Source organism: Sphingomonas aestuarii (assembly GCF_054457155.1).
The window spans coordinates 150,715-168,938 of the sequence record NZ_JBTKVV010000004.1; the positions used below are offsets into that span (position 1 = coordinate 150,715).

Below are 18,224 nucleotides of genomic sequence, written 5' to 3' on the forward strand. Positions count from 1 at the left end.
ATTTACGAACGCAGCGAAAATTTCGAGAGGATTGGACATGAAGAAATTTGCACTCCTGCTGGCCTGCATCGCGGCCCCCGCATCGTCGCAGGTCGCCGGTTCGGTCGATCCGCTTACGCGCCCGGTTGCAGAGGAATATTCCAAGCAATGGCTTGGGCCGCAGGCTCCGGTTCGGCTACATGGACAAAGCTATTTCGTTGGGTTTCAGGGTTTGAGCATCGTTCTGATCCGCACCAGCAAAGGGCTGATCCTGATCGACGGCGCAGTGCCGCAAGCGGTCGGGACCATTCAGGCCAATATCCGCAAACTGGGCTTCGATCCCGCCGATATCCGGCTGATTCTCAGCACCGAACCGCATTACGACCATGCAGGCGGTATGGCCGCTTTGGCCCGTGACAGCGGCGCGACGGTGCTGGCAGGCGCACCGGCGCTTGCCGCATTGCGCACTGGCCGTCCGGATCGGGCCGATCCCCAGCATGACGATCTGGTGGCCATACCGGGGATCGCGAAGCTGCGCGCGGTTCGGGATGGCGAAGCGATCCGGCTCGGCAATATGGTGGTCACTGCCCATGCGACGCCGGGCCACACGGCGGGCAGTATGAGTTGGTCGTGGAAATCCTGCGAAGATCGCAAATGCGCGACCTTGGTCTTCGCATCCAGCCTGAACCCGATCTCATCGGACAGCTATCGCTTTACCGATCGTCCTGCGGACGTCAGGCGGTTTCGAAAGAGCATCGACAGGGTGCGCACGCTTCCGTGCGATTTGTTGATCACGTCCCACCCCGATAGCGATCTTTTGAAGCGGATGGCAGCAACGGTTGCACAACGCAGTCGTCCACCCCTGACGGACGATACGGCGTGTCGCCGGTTCGGCGATCAGGCGCTGGAGCGGCTCGAAAAGCGGCTCGCAAGTGAGCGTGCTGATTGACGCAGACCCGATCGTTCGACCGAGCGGCGGGCCATGTCCTAGACGATCCCTGCCATCGCCGCCTTCCTCGTCGCGAGCCCGGACGTGGGATATTGGGTGATGCCGCAAAGACGGCGGCGACGTAAGTCGGCACACAACGGGTCGGCCCTTCTAGCCGTCATCCGGCCGTGTGCCATTCGGCGCGTTTCGCCAGAACCTGACGATCATGTTCGATGGTCATCGCCTCGCTGGCGCGGGTGACGGCCCGTTCGGATTGTCGTCGCGCGGCGTCTGCGAACAGATCCGGCGCGTTTTCGGCGAGCGCCTCCAGCGCGAACTGGATGCGCATCTGCACCTCGATCAGCGCCGCGCCGTCGCGCGCGATCGGATTGAAGAAGGCGTCGAACAGGTCATCGACGCTCAAATCGGGGCCATGCAGACGGTCGAAGCGGCCCTCGGCGCGGTCGTCACAAGCCTCGGCATAAGCCAGAAAGCAGCGCAGTCCCGCACCGACGACCTCGATCGCGGTGCCCGGATCGTTGACCGCAGGAGATAGCGCGCGCGACGCGATTTCGGACAGCACGATCAGACCGAAGCGCGGGTCCTGATCATATTCGCGGTCGGTGCCGGTCGAAAAACACGCCATGATCGCGTCGCAGCGCTCATCATCGACGTGCCCCTCGACGAACGCCATCGGGCGGCGCGCATGGATATAGGAACCGGCCTTGGCGGCGATGTGGATCGTCAGGTCGTGCGCCTCGGCAATCTTGGCCAGCTTTTCCATGTCGATATGCTGGATATGGCCAACGGTCTTTGCCCTGATCGGACGGGCGCCGTCGGGGATCGGCACCGCGGGCTGCGCGCCCAGTCGGTGGGTGCGCCCCCATTGGCGCATCGGCGGCGTGGTCGCCGCTTCCACCCGGTCGATGGTGTCGCCCATGCGGCCGAATTTGCCGAGCTGTTCGATCCAGCGCAGCAAGGCGGCGGTGATGATCAGGATCACCACCAGCGTCGCAAAGAACAGGATGATTCGCCCCGAATCGGTATAAAGCCCGGCGGCCAGACCGATGATCCCGACGATGCTGAACAGGAAACTGCCGATGAAGGTCGCCAGCGTATTCTGGGCGACCGAGTCGCTCAGCAGCAGCTTGGTCGAATGCGGGGTGACGTTGGACGTGGCCGAGGAATAGGCCGACACCATGATCGACAGCGAAAAGGTCGTTACCGCCAACATGCTCGATGCCAGAATGTTGAGGATGTCGCCGACCGAATCCGATGCCAGCTCGATCTCGAGTTCGGCCGGGATATAGGGCGCCGCCAACGCCGAAAACGCCGCAATCCCAACCGCCGCCACGCTGAACAGGCTGGCGCGAACCCAGATCTGGCGACTCCATTTGCGAAGCAACCACGCCCCGCGCCCGATCAGCGATGTCGATATCAGGTCCACGATGGGGTTCCTCGGCGTTCTTTGGATGGGGGTCGTGGCGCTATGTAGCGGGGATTAGGTGCCGGTAGATGGAGCTTATCGGCTTGCCGCGCCAGTCCCCTCCGCAGAATGCGTGCCCAATTCCGCTGGGAACGGCGTCGTCAACGCGCCGGTTGTGCCTGCCTTTCCGTCAGCCGACGCGCGATGATCGTCTGACCCGCGCGGACGCAGCCGGACATTTCGTCGATCGTCGTCGCCGCCTTCGCGCAATCGAGCATGACGTCGCAGAATATCCGGTCGAAAGCCTTGTCGCCGCTCGACCGACGGATGCGGCAGGTCTTTTCGCCGGTTCTACGGTTGGTGCGTGTGGATGCGCGGATGTTGCGGATCCGGTGGCCGATCACAACGATTTCATCTGGCGCCTTTTCCACGATGGGCGGCGTCTGGATGGCGGCAAGCGCGGCGAACAGGAACAGCGACACAGAGGGCCTCCAGTCAGAAACGTATTGGCACGCCGATGAGCAAATGGCTCATCGAATTGTCGAGGTGGCGGAAATCCAGCCGTATCGCGGCGCGGCCCGACAGCCGATGCTCCACGCCCGCGCCGATCGTGAAGCTGCTGCTCCACGGATGGGCGCCCAGCACATTGGCGCGGTTGTCGATGCGATAGCGATGGCCGCCATAGCCGAACGTCCCGTATGCCAGCGTTCGGTCGCCGATCAGAATCCCGACCCTGGCCGTTGCCCGATATCCCCATTGCGGATGCTGGGTATAGGTGCCGACGGGCAGATGCGCGACCGGGCTGGCACCGCCCAGGCTGATGCCGACTTCGCCGCCGATACGAATGCGCGGCGCAACCGCAATGTCGTACCCGGCGAATGCGCCGCCGCCCGCGCCCCACGACCGGTAATAGCGACCTTGGGTCTGGTCCGTCGCCTCGTCGGTTCGCTCGATATAGAAATGATGCTCGTGCACACCGGCCTCGACCCCGCCATAGCCGCCGGTAAAGGCCGCGACGGGATCATCGGTCTGCGCCGACGCCATTGTCGGTAGCGTGTCGGCAACGAATGCCAGCATGATTCCACCCGCAGTCCGCATTGCCGGCTCTCCCGATTCGACTTGAATGCTAATATACCCTAAAAGGGAAACATATTTCTGTAAAACAGAAAGAACTATATGCGAACCGGATACTCTCTTTCCATCAAGCAACAGCGCATCTGTCGGGTGGCAGCGGCATTGTTCCTGCTGGTTGCGCTAACCCAGGTCATCGCTGTGGCGATTTCCTGGTCGGTGCCGGGCGCGCAGTATAATATGCGATGTTCGGACGCAGGGTGCGTTACCACCGGCACGCCGGAAGTGGCTTTGCCCGACGATTTGCGTGCCCAGATGCGGGCATCACCCGAAAGCGTCCAGCAATTCGAACAACATGTCCGAAAGCCGCATATCTGGGCGGGGCTGGGCTTGGTCAATTTGATACAGCTCGCGCCGATGATGGCATTGCTGATCCTGGTCGCGGTGGCGATGCGGAGATTGGGGCAGGATCGACCGGACGCGATGGCGTCAGCACTTCCCTGGATCAAACGTGCGTCGGTCGCGGCGCTGGCGCTGGCGATCGTCCCGCCACTTGCCGCGGCCGCGCGAGTGATGATCCTGATGCCCGGCACACCGCACGGGCCGGGCATTTACTTTTCACTCGACGGCGGACCGCTGCTCACCAATCTGTTGATTGCCTTCGCCGCGTTTGTCGTTGCCTGGGCGCTGGAAGCAGGCAGTCGCGCGGCGCGCGATGTGGGTGGGTTCGTCTGATGCCGGTGATCGTCAATCTCGACGTGATGCTGGCGCGGCGAAAGATGCGCTCGAACGAATTGGCGCGCGCGGTGGGGATTACCGAATCGAACCTGTCGCTGCTCAAATCGGGCAAGGTGAAGGGGGTGCGGTTTTCCACGCTGGCGGCGATTTGCCACGTCCTGGAATGCGAGCCGGGAGATCTTTTGGGCTATGAGCGGTCGGACGAGGATTTAAACGCGGAGGAAAGCGGATAACGCCGAACGGATAGGCTGAGGATCGACCCCGCTAGCCCCCCGTTCAAACCCCCGCTAAGCGCGGCTCCATGTCCCGCCCGACGCCCGCCATCGCCGCCTTCCTCGTCGCGTGTCTGGGCGTGGCGATGTATTCGGTCATGGACGTGGTGATGAAGGGGCTGGTGCTGGGCATCGGCGTCTATTCGGCGGTGGCGTGGCGCAATCTGGCGGGGGCAGTAATTGCGGGGACGCTCTGGGGCCTGTCGCGACCGAGCCTGCCCAGCCGGGCGGCGCTTCGGTTGCACCTGTGGCGCGGGGTGGTCGTCACCTGCATGTCGCTGCTGTTCTTCTATTCGATCGCCGTCTTGCCGATCGCGGAGGCGATCGCGCTGTCGTTCATCGCGCCGCTGATTGCGCTGTATCTGGCGGCGATCCTGTTGGGGGAGACGATCGGGCGGGCGGCGATCCTGTCGTCGCTGGTCGGTCTGGCGGGGGTTGCCGTGATTCTGGCCGGGCGCTTGTCGGGCGAGTATGACGAGCGCGCGGTGCTGGGCGTCGTCGCGGTGCTGATTTCCGCGGTGCTGTTCGCTTATAACCTGATCCTCGCGCGGCGGCAGGCGTTGATCGCCAAGCCGCTGGAGATCGGATTCTTCCAGACGCTGACGGTGCTGACCACGCTGTCGCTCGCCGCGCCGTGGTTTCTCGACATGCCGCGCGACACCGACTGGCTCGCGATCGTCGGCGCAGGCGTGCTGGCGGTCGTTTCGCTGATCGCGATGGGCTGGGCCTATGCGCGCGCCGAAGCGCAATTGCTGATCCCGGTCGAATATACCGCCTTCGTCTGGGCGGCGGCGCTGGGGTGGCTGGTGTTCGACGAGGCGGTGACGTGGACGACGATCGCCGGGACCGTGTTGATCGTCGCGGGCTGCATCCTCGCGGCGCGTGCCAAGCCGCCTGTTGCGGAGCCGGTGGTGGAGAGCGCGGTGGCTTAAACTCTCCCGTCACCCCGGACTGGTTCCGGGGTCCACTAAGCCGCTTGCGCATTGCAAGAAGAATTGGCGCTGCGGATGCCGCCTGGTGGACCCCGGAACCAGTCCGGGGTGACGGTTGAAGGTATAGGAAAACTCCGCCGACACTTTCGTGCCGACGGGGTTCCCGAAACTCGTAACCCGTTCCTCAGGCCTCGCGGCCCGCGACCTCGTGGTTCATCGGTTCTTCGCCCTGCGCCTTGGCGGCGTCATAACGTTCGATCGCCTCGATCGTGATGCGGCGCGCTTCGTCGGCGTCGCCCCAGGTGCCGATCCGTACCCACTTCATCTTTTCCAGATCTTTGTAATGGGTGAAGAAATGTTCGATCTGTTCGAACACGATCGCGGGCAGATCGTCCTTGCCCTCGACCTTGGAATAATAGGGGAAGGTGTCGTTGACCGGCACGCAAACGAGCTTTTCGTCGCCGCCCGCTTCGTCTTCCAGGTTCAGCACCGCGATCGGGCGCGCGCGCACGACGCAACCGGGGATGAAGGGCGATCGCGACACGACCAGCGCGTCCAGCGGATCGCCGTCGGGCGACAGCGTGTGGGGGACGAAGCCGTAATTGGCCGGATAGCGCATCGGCGTGTGCAAAATGCGGTCGACGAACAATGCGCCCGATGCTTTGTCGAATTCGTATTTGACGGGCTCGCCGCCGGTGGGCACTTCGATAATGACGTTCAGGTCTTCCGGCGGGTTTTTGCCGACCGGCACCATGTCGATACGCATTGGTTCTGGGCTTCCTGTTGTTGAGCGGCGAGCGCCGCGTGCATGGCGGCGCGAATAGGGTTGCCGCGCGGATAGTGCAACGCAGCAGTTTAGTCGATGGGGCAGCGGGATCGCACCGGGCAATGCTTCACCGCTTGCTTACCATTGCCGCGTTACAGCAGGCGGCATGTATCACGATCCCGCCCTGGCCAAACAACGCGCCGCCGATCCGCGGCCCAAATCGGCGGTGTCGGGCGCATGTGGCGCGGCCGGGATGGTCGGGCTGATCGCATGGATCGCCGTCGCACGCAGCTATGGCATGGACGGCCCCTATGCAGCGCTGGTCGCGGTGGTCGCGTGCGGAATGCCGATGATCGCCTGGTCGCTGCTGGTGGACAAGGTGCACCGCAATCCCTCGACCGGTATCGACTGGTCGAATCCCAAACCGCTCAAGGCGACGCTCGACACCAGCCTGGTCAAACTTGCCGGGCTGTGGGCGACCTGGGCGGGGATCGCCGCCATCTATGCCGTCTGCCGCTTTTACTGGCAGGGCAATTACCAGTTCGCGATGTGGTGTCTGACCGTCGCGGCACCGGCAGTGGTGGCGTTGTCCGTGCCCTATGTCCTGTGGCTCGACCGTTACCTGCGCGAGCCGAGGGACGGCGCCTGGGCGCTCGGCACCTGGCTGCTCAGCCTCGATGGCGAGTACGACCGCGAGGACATTTTCCACCATCTGCGCGCCTGGGCGGTGAAGGGCTTCTTCCTCGCCTTCATGCTGTCGATCGTGCCCGGCGCGTTCGGCGCGTTCGTGCGCTGGGATGTGACCGGCATCTGGGGCGATCCGGTGGCGCTGGCCATGTGGCTCATCACCTTCATGTTTGTGGTCGATATCGCCTTTGCGACCGTCGGCTACACGCTGACGATGAAGCCGCTCGACGCGCATATCCGTACGGCCAATCCCTATGCCGCAGGCTGGCTGGCGGCGCTCGCCTGTTACCCGCCCTTTGCGCTGATGGCGGGGCCGCTCGATTATCATCCGGGCACGCATGGCGATGCCGGTTGGTCGATCTGGTTTGCGGGCTATCCGGTGTTGCTGTGGGGCATCGGCGCGCTGCTGGTGGTGCTGACCGGCATCTATGCCTGGGCGACGGTGGCGTTCGGCTTGCGATTTTCGAACCTGACGCATCGCGGCATCCTGACCCATGGCCCCTATGCCTGGTCGAAACATCCCGCCTATCTTGCCAAGAACCTGTTCTGGTGGGTGGCGACGGTGCCGATCTTTGCGACCACGGGATCGATCATCGATGCCGCGCGCAATTGCGTGCTGATGGCGGCGGTGTCGGGCATCTATTACTGGCGCGCGCGGACCGAGGAACGGCATCTTGGCGCGGACCCGGCGTACCGCGCCTATGCCGAATGGATGGCGCGCAACGGTCCCGTGCCGCGCCTGTTCGCGTGGATCCGGGGTGAGAAGCGCGTCACGGCGCCGATGCAGCAGTTGTAGAAATGGGGTTGACGGCTAGCGGCTCAATTGCGGACATGCACCCCATCCGCGACAAGTCCAAAATGAGTGACGATCATCTAAGCTGGTTGATGCAGTGGTATGCCGCGGAGTGTAACTCGGATTGGGAACACTCCTACGGCGTGGAGATCAATACGCTGGATAACCCCGGTTGGACGCTCAAGATCGATCTGCGCGAAACCGCTCTTGAGGGTGTACCGTTCAGCAAGACGTCACACGGCGAACCGGCGAGCGATCTGGAAGGATGGCAACGGCTCGGTAGCTGGTGGGTTGCCGAGGTAAATGGAACAACGTTCGAAGCGGCCTGTGGTCCGCTCGACCTGATCCAAGCCATCCGCGTATTTCGCGATTGGGTGCAGAGCGTCAGGTAACCACCCAGCTTCAGGCATAGGACAAGCAGGGCGACATCGCCGATAGCAGCCTGTCGATGATCGACCCCGTAGCGGACGTGCAGCTTTCATGGCACTTTACTCCCGATGAAGGGCGCTCTGCTGATCTTCGCATTGATTGCGCTCGTTGCTTGTGACGATGAAGCACGTAACCGTCAGAGCCTACGAGACGCGCAGGCGAGGTCGCCGTTTGGCCCGGTGCAGCGATGGAACTTGGACGCTGCTGTGCCTGCCGCCGAAGTGCAAGCTATCAGGGACCGCGCTTACGCCTTCTGCCAACGCAAGCTTCAGGGTGCGAACGCCGACTGCGAGCGGGAGCAAGACCTGTCACTATTTGCGTATGCAAACTCTTTCCGTTTGATGCGAATTTTTCGAATTGAAGCAAATCCAACATTCCCCTTTGCCGAAGCCCACAAGAACGATCCTGCCGCGTTCCAACGGGTGACGCGGTATTGCGAGGCCGTGTATCACGATCAGGGAGGAAGCGATGCGCGTAGCCTCGGGCCATGCATGTCAGCAGGTGTCGGAGGCGACTTCTTCGGGCTTATCGACGTCGATTGAACGACAGCCTTCCACCCAGTTTAAGGCGTCGAACGCAACGAACCACACGCCTGTTAGCTGCCGCCCGATGAACAAGCCCTTTGCGGGGGTTTGTCGAAACGTTAAGCGGGGGGGCATGGCGAAGAGAGCAACCCGAAAGACGCTTCTCATTTTACCTTTCGCGGTGATTGGTGGCATTGCGCTCCTGTTCACGCCCACCGTGCCGAAATCTTATATCCTACCGTGGCTTGCGGCGTGTGCCGGTCTCATCGGCGTTGCCATGTTTAATGCCGCAACCAAGCGACCATGTGGTCACGGTTATATCGTCCAAGGAAAATGGGGCGCTTCGTGGCCCTTTGTGATCCGCGAATGCCCGCAATGCGGCGAAGATTATAATTAGAAGTTACGTCAGCAATCCACCCAGTTTCGGTCGTTCAAGGTCGACGCTGATTCCGGTCGTTCACCCGCCTTGACGTCAGAAGCGCGAGCCTTCGTACAATTGGCACACATCGCCATCCCACGGCCCGGCATAGCGATCGAGCAGCAATTGCGCGGGCACCTTGCCGGTCCGCACAATCTCTCGCAGCGGGTCTAGGAAGCCGCTTTCATTGTCGCCCGACGCGTTGGTGCGCGCCCGCGCACTCAGCCCGGCACCCGCAATGTCGAGCACTTCGCCCGCAATGTCGCGCAGTCGCCCGCCACCGGGTAGCGGCGCGTCCAATGCAAGTTTCGGCACCGCATTCCGCAGTGCCTCCCGCTCGTCCATCGACCAGTGCTTGACCAGGTCCCACGCCGCATCGAGCGCTTGGCTGTCGTAGAGCAGCCCGACCCACAGCGCGGGCAGCGCGCAAATCTGGCCCCAAGGCCCGCCATCGGCACCGCGCATTTCGAGGAAAGTCTTCAGCCTTACCTCGGGAAAAGCGGTGGACAGGTGATCGGCCCAATCGTCCATCGTTGGCTTTTCGCCCGGCAACACCGACAATTCGCCGCGCAGGAAATCGCGGAAGCTGAGGCCCGCCGCGTCAATATAGCGCCCCTCGCGGTAGACGAAATACATCGGCACATCGAGCGCATAGTCGGTGTAGCGTTCGTAGCCGAAGCCGTCCTCGAACACGAAGGGCAGCATGCCCGTGCGGTGCGGATCGGTGTCCGACCAGATGTGGCTGCGATAGGAGAGGAAGCCGTTGGGCTTTTTCTCGGTAAAGGGCGAATTGGCGAACAGCGCGGTGGCGAGCGGTTGCAAGGCCAGCCCGACGCGGAACTTCTTCACCATATCGGCTTCGGACGCGTAATCCAGATTAACCTGAATGGTGCAGGTCCGCAGCATCATGTCGAGTCCGAGCGATCCCACGCGCGGCATGTGGTTGAGCATGATGCCGTAGCGGCCCTTGGGCATGATCGACAGGTCGCTGCGCGCCTTGTCGGGCCACATGCCAAGACCAAGGAAGCCGAGGCCGAGCCGTTCGCCGACCGCCTTTACCTGCTCCAGATGGCGTCCGGTCTCAGCGCAGGTCTGGTGCAGGTTTTCGAGCGGCGCGCCCGACAGTTCGAGCTGGCCTGCAGGCTCAAGGCTGACGGTGCCGTCGGGCCCGGACAGCGCGATGACGTTGCCGCCTTCCTCGACCGGGGTCCATCCGAATTCGGTCAGCGCCATCAACAGGTCGCGGATGCCACCGGGCTCGTCATAGCTGGGGGCGTGGCAATCGGCGGTCGAATACACGAATTTCTCGTGCTCCGTCCCGATCCGCCAACGGTCGCTGGGCTTTTCCCCGGACGCGAAATAGTCGATCAGTTGCGACCGTTGCTCGATCACAGGTGCGTTGCTGTTCGAAACGGTCTTGGTGCTCATTTTCGCGCCTTACGCTTGTCGAATGAGGGTGGCAATCGGCCCTGCAATCCTCCCCCATCGGGGGAGGTGGCAGGCGCGCAGCGGCTGACGGAGGGGGAAAGCCACACTGCGCAGCATTCGCGGAAGTCCCCCTCCGTCAGCACGATGTGCTGCCACCTCCCCCGCTGGGGGAGGAATTCACTCCTGCCAATCGCCGCTTGCGGCCATCCACAAGCCCACAGCCGCGACTGCCGCCGTTTCCGCGCGCAGTATCCGCGGCCCCAGCGCAATGCCGACCGCTTGCGGCAACGCGCGGATCGCCTCGCGTTCCTCTGCATCGAAGCCGCCTTCGGGGCCGATCAGGATCGCTGCCGGACCGGAATGCGCTTGCATCGCCTCTAGCGCGTTCACGCCCCCGGTCTCGTCGGCGAAGAACAAGGCCCGCTCGCTCGGCCAGTCGCGCAGCAACGCCGCCAGCTTCACCGGCTCGGCCAGCTGAGGCAGCGCGGTGCGCCCGCATTGCTCGGCTGCCTCGATCGCGTGCGCGCGCAGCCGGTCGAGGTTCAGCCGATCGACCACCGCGCGGCGGGTGAAGACAGGGACGATGCGGTCGACGCCCAGCTCGCACGCCTTTTCGATCACCCAGTCGATGCGGCCTTTCTTGATCGGTGCGGCGCACAGCCACAGATCGGGTACGGATTCGCGCGTGCGCAGCAATTCGGTGACCTCGACATCGATCGCGCGTTTGCCGACGTCGCGCGCGATCCCCAGCCACTCGCCCGACACATCGTCGAACAGCTTCACCGGATCGCCGATCTTCGTCCGCATGACCGAGCCGAGATAATGCGCCTGCGGACCATCCAGCCGCAGCATCGCGCCCGCGGCAAGCGGCGTTTCAACGTACAAACGCGGGGTCGATTGGGGTGGCCAGGCGGGGGTAGCGATCATCTCCTCCGTCTGCCGCGCGTCATCGCTCAAGTCGAGTGCTGGCGCGCCGCTGCATAGGCCGTACGTTCGTCATCGGTCAGCGAAAGCGGTACCACGCGGCCCTCCCGCGCGGATCGCGCCGCCGCCTCGATCACCGCCATTACCGCCAATGCTTCGACCGGGGCGACTGGGTTGGGTGCGCGGCCTAGGATCGCATCGCGCGCGCCCGCATAATAGCGCGTCTGGTCGCCGCGTTCGGCAGGGTAGTCGGTTGTCACGCCCTTCGCGTCGATCACCACCAGCGGATCGTCATCGACGCCCCATATATCGCTGCCGGGGACGATGCCGCCGAGCAACTGTGCCTCCTGCTGGTCGATCCGCGCCTTGACCAGTGATCCGCCGTCGCCGTGGACGGTGAAGCGGTTGCTGCCGCCAGCGACCAGCATCGATGCGTGCAGCACCGCGCGGACCGCGCCGACATGGAGCACGACATGCGCCCAATCGTCGATCTGACCGCCTGCACGTTGTACCGCCAGATCGCCGCTCACCGCATCGGGCAGTCCGAACAGGCACAAGGCCTGATCGACCAGATGCGGGCCGAGATCGAACCAGATACCGCCGCCCGCCACCGCCTGTTCGCGCCATCGGTCGCGCACCTGCGGGCGGAAGCGGTCGAAATGCGATTCGAAATGCCGGGGCTCGCCGATCCGGCCTTCGCGGATCGCGCGCCGCACGGATCGGAAATCGCTGTCGTAGCGGCGGTTGTGGAACACGCTGAGCAGCAGGGAGCGTTCTTCGGCAAGCGCGATCAGTCCGCGCGCTTCGTCCAGCGTGACCGTAAAGGGTTTGTCGATCACGACATGCTTGCCCGCGTTCAGCGCCGCGCGCGCGACCGGCGCGTGGGTTTCGTTGGGGGAGGCGATGACGACCAGATCGATGTCGTCGGCGATCAGATCTCGGGGTGCGGCATGGACCCGCGCATCGGGCAGGACGGTCGCGACCCTGGCTGCGTCCGAGGAGGCGACCGCGACGATCGCCAACCCATCCACCGCGCGGATCAGGGGGACGTGGAACGTCTGCGCGGCAAAGCCGAAACCGACGATCCCGATGCGAAGGGGGGCAGGGGGCATATGCGATCCAATCGGTCCCGAGCGGGACGGGTCTAAAGGGGGTGACAGTGCATCGGTTCGCCCGTCATTGCGAGCGCAGCGAAGCAATCCAGCATCGATGCGTGCGGAACTGGATTGCTTCGCTGCGCTCGCAATGACGATGTGCGGGTGATTAGGGTCCAAACTCAATCAGGAGATCGACGTGACGGAGCCGATTTTGGTGTCAGGCAAGGCGCGAGGAAGGCGCGATGCTTGAGCATCGTGCCCGACGAGCAACGCTGCCTGGCGCCGAAATCGGCCCGCCGCAAAGCGGTCGCCCGGAGCGACGGTTGGGCGGCGTCAGGCCGCTTGCGCGTAGCGCCGCTACGCGTCTGCGCGACCTTCCTTGCCCACCCGCCGCTCCGGGCGATCACGTCGACCTCCTGATTGAGTTTGGACCCTAGGGTGTCGTGGGAGGATTGCCAGAACGCTCCACCTGCAAAAACCCCTGTCCTTCTCCTGCCCGGCTGTGGCAGCAGCACGCCCATGGAAATCGTCCCCGATACCGAACATCGCGGCCTGGTTGGTCGCTTGCCGCCGACGTTGCGCGCATTCGCGCTCCTCGCGCGGTTCGATCGGCCGATCGGCTGGTGGCTGTTGTTCTGGCCGGGCGCATGGGGAATCGCGCTTGCAGGCGGCGCGGTCGAGCGTTGGGATCTGATCGCGTGGTTCCTGCTCGGAAGCGTGGCGATGCGCGGCGCGGGGTGCGTCTATAACGACATCGTCGATCGCGACCTCGACAGACAGGTCGCGCGCACCGCCAGCCGTCCGCTGGCGTCGGGTGCGGTAACGCTCAAGGCCGCATGGGTATTGCTCATCGCGCTCTGCCTGATCGGGCTGGTGGTGCTGGTCCAGCTGAACTGGATCGCCGGAATCATCGCGGTGGCAAGCCTGGCGCTGGTCGCCGCCTATCCCTTCATGAAGCGGATCACCTGGTGGCCTCAGGCATGGCTCGGCCTCGTCTTTTCCTGGGCCGCGCCGACCGGTTGGGCGGCGATCACCGGATGGGCGGGGTGGGGCGAAGTGTTCGTCGCGCCGATGCTGCTGCTCTATGCGGGCTGCGTCGCCTGGGTGATCGGATACGACACCATCTATGCGTTGCAGGACCGCGAGGACGACGCGCTGGTGGGCGTGCGGTCGTCGGCGCGCGCGCTGGGCAAGCGGGTGAAGCCGGGGGTGGCGGTGTTTTACCTCGCGGCGATCCTGTTCTGGGCGGGTGCGATCTGGAGCATACGGCCCGACTGGCTGGCGCTCGCCGCGCTTGCCCCTGCGGCGCTTCACCTCGGCTGGCAAGTCGCGACACTGGACGTGGATGACGGCGGCAATGCGCTCGCGCGCTTCCGATCGAACCGCGATCTGGGGTTCCTGATGTTCGCCGCGTGTTTCGTGGTGGCGACCGCCTGAAGGTCTGGTTTCGCGCCCGAACGCTTCCTAAGTGGCAGCGATGCGAACAGTCGAACAGGCGCTCGAACAGGCGCAAGCGGCGGTGGATGCCGCGACCAGAGCCGGGGCGGACGCCGCCGATGCGCGTTTTTCGGACAGCGCGGCGCTCGGCGTGTCCGTGCGGCTCGGCAAGCTGGAGGATGTCGGCCGGTCCGAGGATGCCGACCTGTCGCTCCGCGTCTTTGTCGGGCAGCGGTCGGCGAGCATCAACACCTCCGATTTCACCCCCGCCGCGCTGACCGATGCCGCGGCGCGCGCGGTGGCGATGGCGCGTGCGGCGCCTGAGGACAAATGGGCGGGCCTGGCGCCTGCCGACCGGCTGATGAAGGGCACCGCGCCCGATCTCGACCTCGACGATCATGGCGATCCTGATCCACAGCATCTGCGCGACCTCGCGCTCGCCGCAGAGGAAGCCGCGCGCGGCGTGTCCGGCGTGACCAACAGTGAAGGCGGCGAAGCGTCCGCCCGGCGCGGCGTTTCCGCGCTCGCCACCAGCCACGGCTTTGCGGGCGCGACCTCGGCCAGCGGCTATTCGATCTCGGCCAGCGTGCTGGCGGGTGAGGGCGATGCCATGCAGCGCGACTATGCCTGGCATTCGGCGCGGCATTTCGCGGCGCTCGACGCGGCGGACGCGATCGGGCGGCTTGCCGGGGAACGCGCGGTGGCGCGGCTCAATCCCGCGCGCGTCGCATCGGGCGCGATGCCGATCGTGTTTGCGCCGCGCGTCGCCGGACATTTGCTCGGCGCGTTCATCGGCGCGATTTCGGGAAGCCGCATCGCCAAGAAGACCAGCTTCCTTCAGGACATGCTCGGCAAGCAGGTATTCGCGCGCACCGTGTCGATTCACGACGACCCGCACCGCCCGCGCGGGCTCGGCTCGCGGCCGTTCGACGGCGAAGGGCTGCCGGTGTCGCCGACCTTGCTCGTCGACAGGGGCATGCTCGAAAGCTGGATGCTCGATAGCGCGTCGGCGCGGCAACTGGGCATGACGCCGACCGGCCACGCATCGGGCGGCGGCGGCACCACCGGATCGAACCTCTATATGGCCCCCGGCGTCGAGCCGCCCGAAACGCTGATCGGCGGCATCGACCACGGCGTCTATGTCACCGAGTTGATCGGCCACGGCGTCAACCCGGTGACCGGCGATTACAGCCGCGGCGCGTCCGGCTTCCTGATCGAGCGCGGCGAAGTGACGCGGCCCGTCGCCGGGATCACGCTGGCCGGGAATCTGAAGGCGATGTTCCTGGGCATGACGCCCGCCAACGACCTGGAATTTCGCTACGCGACCAACGCGCCCACCTTGCGCGTCGATGGCATGACGGTGGCGGGTGACTGACGCAGAGCTCGCCCTTGCGGTCGGCGATATCGCGCGCGAGGGCGGGCAGCTGGCGCTCGCGAAATTCCGCACCGAGGTCGAAAAGTGGGAGAAGTCGCCCAATAACTTCGTCTGCGAAGTCGATCTGGCGGTCAACGACTTGTTGCACCGGCGATTGAGCGCGCTGGTCCCCGACGCGGGCTGGCTGTCGGAAGAGACGGTCGATAACGAACGCCGCCTGGCGCATGAGCGCATCTGGGTGGTCGATCCGATCGACGGCACCCGCGACTATCTGCGCGGACGCGAAGGCTGGGCGGTGTCGATCGCGCTGGTCGAACGGGGCAAGCCGGTGATCGCCGTCCTCGACGCGCCCGCGCGCGGCGAACACTGGACCGCGATTGCGGGGCGCGGGGCGTGGCGCGACGGCGCGGCGCTGCGGGCGAGCGACCTCGCCACGCTCGCGGGTGCGCGCACGCCCGCCGACGCGCTGCCGCGTGCCGATCGCGACATGGTGACGGTGTTCAAACCCAATTCGATCGCGCTGCGCATCGCGATGGTGGCCGCGGGCGAGGCCGATCTGCTCGCGACGATCCGCTGGGGCAATGAATGGGACATCGCCGCCGCCACGCTGATCGCCTGCGAAGCGGGCGCGGTGGTCACCGATGCGCTCGGCAAGCCGCTGCGCTTCAACACCCCGCGTGGACAGGCGTTCGGGGTGCTGGCGACGGCGCCGGGCATCCATGACGCGGCGGTGATGCGGTTGCGGGAGCGGGCGGTGGCGGCGTTGGGGAAACGCTAACCCACCTCGTCACCCCGGACGTGTTCCGGGGTCCACAAAGCCGCTTGCGTTGCTTCCGATATTGCTGGCGGTCCACTCGCCGCCCGGTGGACCCCGGAACACGTCCGGGGTGACGGGAGTGAGTCAGGCCGGCCCACCGATCTCGTCATCCCCGCGATAGCGGATCTGCAGATACCGCCCGCGCGTCGCGAGCAGGTCGAGATCGCCCTGTGCCAGTTGCGCGGTCATCTGGCCGATTTCTTCCTCGATCAGCTTCAGTCCCTGCACCAGTTGCGCATCGGGGGTGACCCCGTGGCGATCGACGCGGCGCAGCGGTTGGGGAACGCGCTTGTATCCGTTGATGAGTTCGGGCAGTTCCTCGCCGACGAGCTTGCGGATTTCCGCCGCCGCCGGTTCGCGCTCGTCGAGATTGGCGATCTGTAGCCCCAGCGTGTCGAGCCGCACGCCGATCGAATCGATCAGATTGGCGGCGGGCGCGGGTAGCGCAGGGCGCTGACGCTCAAGCCACGCCTCGGTCTGGCGCGGCAGATATTTGACCGGCGTTTCGTGGAATTTCTCAGGACTCGCCTCGGGCTCCACCGGAAAGATCGCGAAGAACAACGTTGCCGCGATCAGCGCCGCCATCACCGCCAGCGCGCCGAACATGCCCAGCGGGACGATCCAGCCGATGATGATCGCCGCGACGATGATCGCGGTGTCCGCGATCGCGATCCGCACGATGCGCTTGCCGATCTGCTGCTGGCGCCGCTTGCGCGATCGGTGCGCGCGATCGCCGCTGCGCTCGCGCATCCGGTCGAGCGTCCCTTGCGCCCGCGCAATCGTCTGATCGACTTCGCTCATCACGGAACCTTACAGCGCCTCCAGCTTGATCGCATCGTTGGTGGCCGGCCCCGACACCCGGTTCTGCGACGCGCCCTCGGCCCGCGCGATGTATCCGCGCGATTTTTCGACCTCGTTCGACAGCGTGTTGACCGTGGTCTTCATGCTGTCGAGCGCCTTCAGCTTGAACGTGTCGATCGCATCCATCGTGTCATAGACATTCTGGAACGCGCGCTGGAGCGTCTCCACCGGAATCGTCGAGGACGCCGCTTGTTCGTGGATCGTCGCGGTCTGCGTCTTGAGCAATTTGCCCGTCGAATCGATCATGTTGGCGGTGGTGGTGTTGAGCGCGGTGATCTGTTCGAGCACCAGCTTTTGCGCGCCCAGCGCCTGCGCCACGGTTACCGCGGTACGCAACGCGCCGACCGTGGTGGTGGACGCGCGGTCGACGCCCTTCACCAACTCGACATTGTTCTTCTTGACCAGATCGAGTGCCAGATAGCCCTGCACCGTCACCGCCATCTGGGTCAGCAGATCCTGCGTCCGCTGGCGGGCATAGAAAAGCGCGCTTTCGCGGATCGCCTTGGCCTTTGCCGGGTCGGTGTGATCCAGCTCGTTGGCCTTGTCCTCCAGCCGCTGGTCCATTGTCTTGGAGATGTGGATCATCTGTTCGAGCCGACCCATCGCCGCCCACAGATTCTGCCGCTCCACGTCGATCGCGGCATTGTCCATCAACAGCTCGTCCTTGCCCGATTGCAGCCGTTTCAGGATCGAGGCGATGTGCCCCTGCGCGGATTTATAGCCGTCGAAATAATTGCGCAGCTTGTTGCCGAACGGGATCACCCCGAACAATTTTTTGGGCTGGAGCAGATTGCCCTGCTTGCCGGGATCGAGATCCTCGATCGTGCGGCGCAGTTCGGCCAGATCGGTGCCGACGCTCGAATCCTTGTCCATCGCCTTTACGGGGCGGTCGAGGAAGCGGTTGGATTGACCCGCCGCGTCGCGGATTTCCTTCTGCCCCATCGCCGTGATCTGATCGACGCGCTTGCCGAATTCGGGCGAGTTCACGTCCTGCGCGACCAGGTCGGTGATGAAGCCGTCGACCTTTTCCTCGAGCTTCGACCGCTTCTCGGCATCGACCGGCACCAGCCCCGCCGCCTTTTCCGCGGCGACGACGGGCACCGGCTCGGGCGCGTCGAGCTTGATGACGGGTTCTTCCGTTGCGGTGGTGGTGGTCGTCGCCATGCGTCTCAGCCCTTTTTGTCGTTCATTCTAGATGCAGGGGTTGGCGTGCGGGTTCAAGTGTATCGTTGAAATAATACACATGGTCGCGGATATGTCCCCCTTTCGCGTTCGCAGCAATTGCGCTATGCGCCCGCCCGAACACCTATTCCCGGGAAAAT

Annotated in this window: 20 protein-coding genes; 11 read left to right on the forward strand and 9 right to left on the reverse strand. The window is 64.6% G+C overall.

The window, feature by feature from the left end; genetic code table 11:
- Positions 1 to 37 precede the first annotated feature (37 nt).
- Positions 38 to 928, forward strand: a complete 891-nt coding sequence (gene bla, locus ACX0GZ_RS09005; protein ID WP_458815564.1) for a subclass B3 metallo-beta-lactamase — start codon at positions 38 to 40, stop codon at positions 926 to 928.
- Between the two features lie 157 nt (positions 929 to 1,085).
- Here bla and ACX0GZ_RS09010 read toward each other — a convergent pair whose 3' ends face one another.
- The 3 genes from ACX0GZ_RS09010 to ACX0GZ_RS09020 form a co-directional block, all read right to left on the reverse strand.
- Complete coding sequence (locus tag ACX0GZ_RS09010; RefSeq protein WP_458815566.1) at positions 1,086 to 2,354, reverse strand: DUF2254 domain-containing protein; 1,269 nt, start codon at positions 2,352 to 2,354, stop codon at positions 1,086 to 1,088.
- Positions 2,355 to 2,494: 140 nt separating this feature from the next.
- Entirely contained in the window at positions 2,495 to 2,815 is a 321-nt protein-coding gene (locus ACX0GZ_RS09015) for a hypothetical protein (RefSeq protein ID WP_458815568.1), read from the reverse strand.
- 13 nt (positions 2,816 to 2,828) lie between these two features.
- The gene (locus ACX0GZ_RS09020; RefSeq protein WP_458815570.1) at positions 2,829 to 3,410 is read right to left on the reverse strand and encodes an outer membrane protein; all 582 of its coding nucleotides are present in this window, start codon (positions 3,408 to 3,410) and stop codon (positions 2,829 to 2,831) included.
- Positions 3,411 to 3,557: 147 nt separating this feature from the next.
- Here ACX0GZ_RS09020 and ACX0GZ_RS09025 point away from each other — a divergent pair, with 147 nt between their 5' ends.
- The 3 genes from ACX0GZ_RS09025 (at position 3,558) to ACX0GZ_RS09035 (ending at position 5,346) form a co-directional block, all read left to right on the forward strand.
- On the forward strand, positions 3,558 to 4,139 hold the full coding sequence (locus tag ACX0GZ_RS09025) for a hypothetical protein (RefSeq protein ID WP_458815572.1): 582 nt from the start codon (positions 3,558 to 3,560) through the stop codon (positions 4,137 to 4,139).
- Positions 4,139 to 4,375 carry a helix-turn-helix domain-containing protein gene (locus ACX0GZ_RS09030; protein ID WP_458815574.1) on the forward strand — a complete coding sequence of 79 codons (237 nt, stop codon included), beginning with the start codon at positions 4,139 to 4,141 and terminating at the stop codon, positions 4,373 to 4,375. Before ACX0GZ_RS09025 ends, ACX0GZ_RS09030 begins: the two co-directional genes overlap by 1 nt.
- Positions 4,376 to 4,443: 68 nt before the next feature.
- On the forward strand, positions 4,444 to 5,346 hold the full coding sequence (locus ACX0GZ_RS09035; protein WP_458815576.1) for a DMT family transporter: 903 nt from the start codon (positions 4,444 to 4,446) through the stop codon (positions 5,344 to 5,346).
- Between the two features lie 184 nt (positions 5,347 to 5,530).
- Here ACX0GZ_RS09035 and ppa read toward each other — a convergent pair whose 3' ends face one another.
- Positions 5,531 to 6,112 (reverse strand): inorganic diphosphatase, encoded by a 582-nt coding sequence (ppa, locus tag ACX0GZ_RS09040; protein WP_458815578.1) that lies wholly within the window; start codon positions 6,110 to 6,112, stop codon positions 5,531 to 5,533.
- Positions 6,113 to 6,278: 166 nt separating this feature from the next.
- Here ppa and ACX0GZ_RS09045 point away from each other — a divergent pair, with 166 nt between their 5' ends.
- The 4 genes from ACX0GZ_RS09045 to ACX0GZ_RS09060 all read left to right on the forward strand — a co-directional run bounded on the left by ACX0GZ_RS09045 (position 6,279) and on the right by ACX0GZ_RS09060 (position 8,942).
- Positions 6,279 to 7,595 (forward strand): methyltransferase family protein, encoded by a 1,317-nt coding sequence (locus tag ACX0GZ_RS09045; RefSeq protein WP_458815580.1) that lies wholly within the window; start codon positions 6,279 to 6,281, stop codon positions 7,593 to 7,595.
- Positions 7,596 to 7,657: 62 nt separating this feature from the next.
- Positions 7,658 to 7,984, forward strand: a complete 327-nt coding sequence (locus tag ACX0GZ_RS09050; protein WP_458815582.1) for an immunity 53 family protein — start codon at positions 7,658 to 7,660, stop codon at positions 7,982 to 7,984.
- A 105-nt stretch (positions 7,985 to 8,089) separates the two neighbouring features.
- Positions 8,090 to 8,563: a hypothetical protein gene (locus ACX0GZ_RS09055; RefSeq protein WP_458815584.1), complete on the forward strand. Its 474-nt coding sequence runs from the start codon at positions 8,090 to 8,092 to the stop codon at positions 8,561 to 8,563.
- Between the two features lie 115 nt (positions 8,564 to 8,678).
- Entirely contained in the window at positions 8,679 to 8,942 is a 264-nt protein-coding gene (locus tag ACX0GZ_RS09060) for a hypothetical protein (RefSeq protein ID WP_458815586.1), read from the forward strand.
- A gap of 75 nt (positions 8,943 to 9,017) precedes the next feature.
- On the opposite strand, the gene ACX0GZ_RS09065 is transcribed toward ACX0GZ_RS09060, so the two are convergent.
- The 3 genes from ACX0GZ_RS09065 to ACX0GZ_RS09075 form a co-directional block, all read right to left on the reverse strand.
- Positions 9,018 to 10,391, reverse strand: coding sequence for a glutamate--cysteine ligase (locus ACX0GZ_RS09065; protein ID WP_458815588.1), 1,374 nt, complete (start codon positions 10,389 to 10,391; stop codon positions 9,018 to 9,020).
- Between the two features lie 177 nt (positions 10,392 to 10,568).
- Positions 10,569 to 11,318, reverse strand: coding sequence for a 16S rRNA (uracil(1498)-N(3))-methyltransferase (locus ACX0GZ_RS09070; RefSeq protein ID WP_458815590.1), 750 nt, complete (start codon positions 11,316 to 11,318; stop codon positions 10,569 to 10,571).
- Positions 11,319 to 11,344: 26 nt separating this feature from the next.
- Positions 11,345 to 12,427 carry an oxidoreductase gene (locus tag ACX0GZ_RS09075; protein ID WP_458815592.1) on the reverse strand — a complete coding sequence of 361 codons (1,083 nt, stop codon included), beginning with the start codon at positions 12,425 to 12,427 and terminating at the stop codon, positions 11,345 to 11,347.
- Between the two features lie 504 nt (positions 12,428 to 12,931).
- Between ACX0GZ_RS09075 and ubiA the strand changes: the two genes are divergently transcribed.
- Genes ubiA through ACX0GZ_RS09090 form a run of 3 tightly spaced genes read left to right on the forward strand, consistent with a single transcriptional unit; the run spans position 12,932 to position 16,002 of the window.
- Positions 12,932 to 13,849, forward strand: a complete 918-nt coding sequence (gene ubiA / locus ACX0GZ_RS09080; RefSeq protein WP_458815594.1) for a 4-hydroxybenzoate octaprenyltransferase — start codon at positions 12,932 to 12,934, stop codon at positions 13,847 to 13,849.
- A gap of 40 nt (positions 13,850 to 13,889) precedes the next feature.
- Positions 13,890 to 15,224: a TldD/PmbA family protein gene (locus ACX0GZ_RS09085; RefSeq protein ID WP_458815596.1), complete on the forward strand. Its 1,335-nt coding sequence runs from the start codon at positions 13,890 to 13,892 to the stop codon at positions 15,222 to 15,224.
- Positions 15,217 to 16,002: a 3'(2'),5'-bisphosphate nucleotidase CysQ gene (locus tag ACX0GZ_RS09090; RefSeq protein WP_458815598.1), complete on the forward strand. Its 786-nt coding sequence runs from the start codon at positions 15,217 to 15,219 to the stop codon at positions 16,000 to 16,002. The genes ACX0GZ_RS09085 and ACX0GZ_RS09090 overlap by 8 nt, the downstream gene beginning before the upstream one ends.
- A 123-nt stretch (positions 16,003 to 16,125) precedes the next feature.
- Here ACX0GZ_RS09090 and ACX0GZ_RS09095 read toward each other — a convergent pair whose 3' ends face one another.
- The gene (locus ACX0GZ_RS09095) at positions 16,126 to 16,842 is read right to left on the reverse strand and encodes a hypothetical protein (RefSeq protein ID WP_458815600.1); all 717 of its coding nucleotides are present in this window, start codon (positions 16,840 to 16,842) and stop codon (positions 16,126 to 16,128) included.
- A gap of 9 nt (positions 16,843 to 16,851) precedes the next feature.
- Positions 16,852 to 18,066: a toxic anion resistance protein gene (locus ACX0GZ_RS09100; protein WP_458815603.1), complete on the reverse strand. Its 1,215-nt coding sequence runs from the start codon at positions 18,064 to 18,066 to the stop codon at positions 16,852 to 16,854.
- Positions 18,067 to 18,224: the final 158 nt, after the last annotated feature.

Excerpts from the sequence above, each read along its gene's own strand:
- ACX0GZ_RS09060 (WP_458815586.1), top strand. The coding sequence starts at position 8,679 with ATGGCGAAGAGAGCAACCCGAAAGACGCTTCTCATTTTACCTTTCGCG.
- ACX0GZ_RS09055 (WP_458815584.1), top strand. The coding sequence starts at position 8,090 with ATGAAGGGCGCTCTGCTGATCTTCGCATTGATTGCGCTCGTTGCTTGT.
- ppa (WP_458815578.1), bottom strand. The coding sequence starts at position 6,112 with ATGCGTATCGACATGGTGCCGGTCGGCAAAAACCCGCCGGAAGACCTG.
- ACX0GZ_RS09070 (WP_458815590.1), bottom strand. The coding sequence starts at position 11,318 with ATGATCGCTACCCCCGCCTGGCCACCCCAATCGACCCCGCGTTTGTAC.
- ACX0GZ_RS09065 (WP_458815588.1), bottom strand. The coding sequence starts at position 10,391 with ATGAGCACCAAGACCGTTTCGAACAGCAACGCACCTGTGATCGAGCAA.
- ACX0GZ_RS09050 (WP_458815582.1), top strand. The coding sequence starts at position 7,658 with ATGAGTGACGATCATCTAAGCTGGTTGATGCAGTGGTATGCCGCGGAG.
- ACX0GZ_RS09085 (WP_458815596.1), top strand. The coding sequence starts at position 13,890 with ATGCGAACAGTCGAACAGGCGCTCGAACAGGCGCAAGCGGCGGTGGAT.
- ACX0GZ_RS09030 (WP_458815574.1), top strand. The coding sequence starts at position 4,139 with ATGCCGGTGATCGTCAATCTCGACGTGATGCTGGCGCGGCGAAAGATG.
- ACX0GZ_RS09020 (WP_458815570.1), bottom strand. The coding sequence starts at position 3,410 with ATGCTGGCATTCGTTGCCGACACGCTACCGACAATGGCGTCGGCGCAG.
- ACX0GZ_RS09095 (WP_458815600.1), bottom strand. The coding sequence starts at position 16,842 with ATGAGCGAAGTCGATCAGACGATTGCGCGGGCGCAAGGGACGCTCGAC.
- ACX0GZ_RS09035 (WP_458815576.1), top strand. The coding sequence starts at position 4,444 with ATGTCCCGCCCGACGCCCGCCATCGCCGCCTTCCTCGTCGCGTGTCTG.
- ACX0GZ_RS09100 (WP_458815603.1), bottom strand. The coding sequence starts at position 18,066 with ATGGCGACGACCACCACCACCGCAACGGAAGAACCCGTCATCAAGCTC.
- bla (WP_458815564.1), top strand. The coding sequence starts at position 38 with ATGAAGAAATTTGCACTCCTGCTGGCCTGCATCGCGGCCCCCGCATCG.
- ACX0GZ_RS09045 (WP_458815580.1), top strand. The coding sequence starts at position 6,279 with ATGTATCACGATCCCGCCCTGGCCAAACAACGCGCCGCCGATCCGCGG.
- ACX0GZ_RS09075 (WP_458815592.1), bottom strand. The coding sequence starts at position 12,427 with ATGCCCCCTGCCCCCCTTCGCATCGGGATCGTCGGTTTCGGCTTTGCC.
- ubiA (WP_458815594.1), top strand. The coding sequence starts at position 12,932 with ATGGAAATCGTCCCCGATACCGAACATCGCGGCCTGGTTGGTCGCTTG.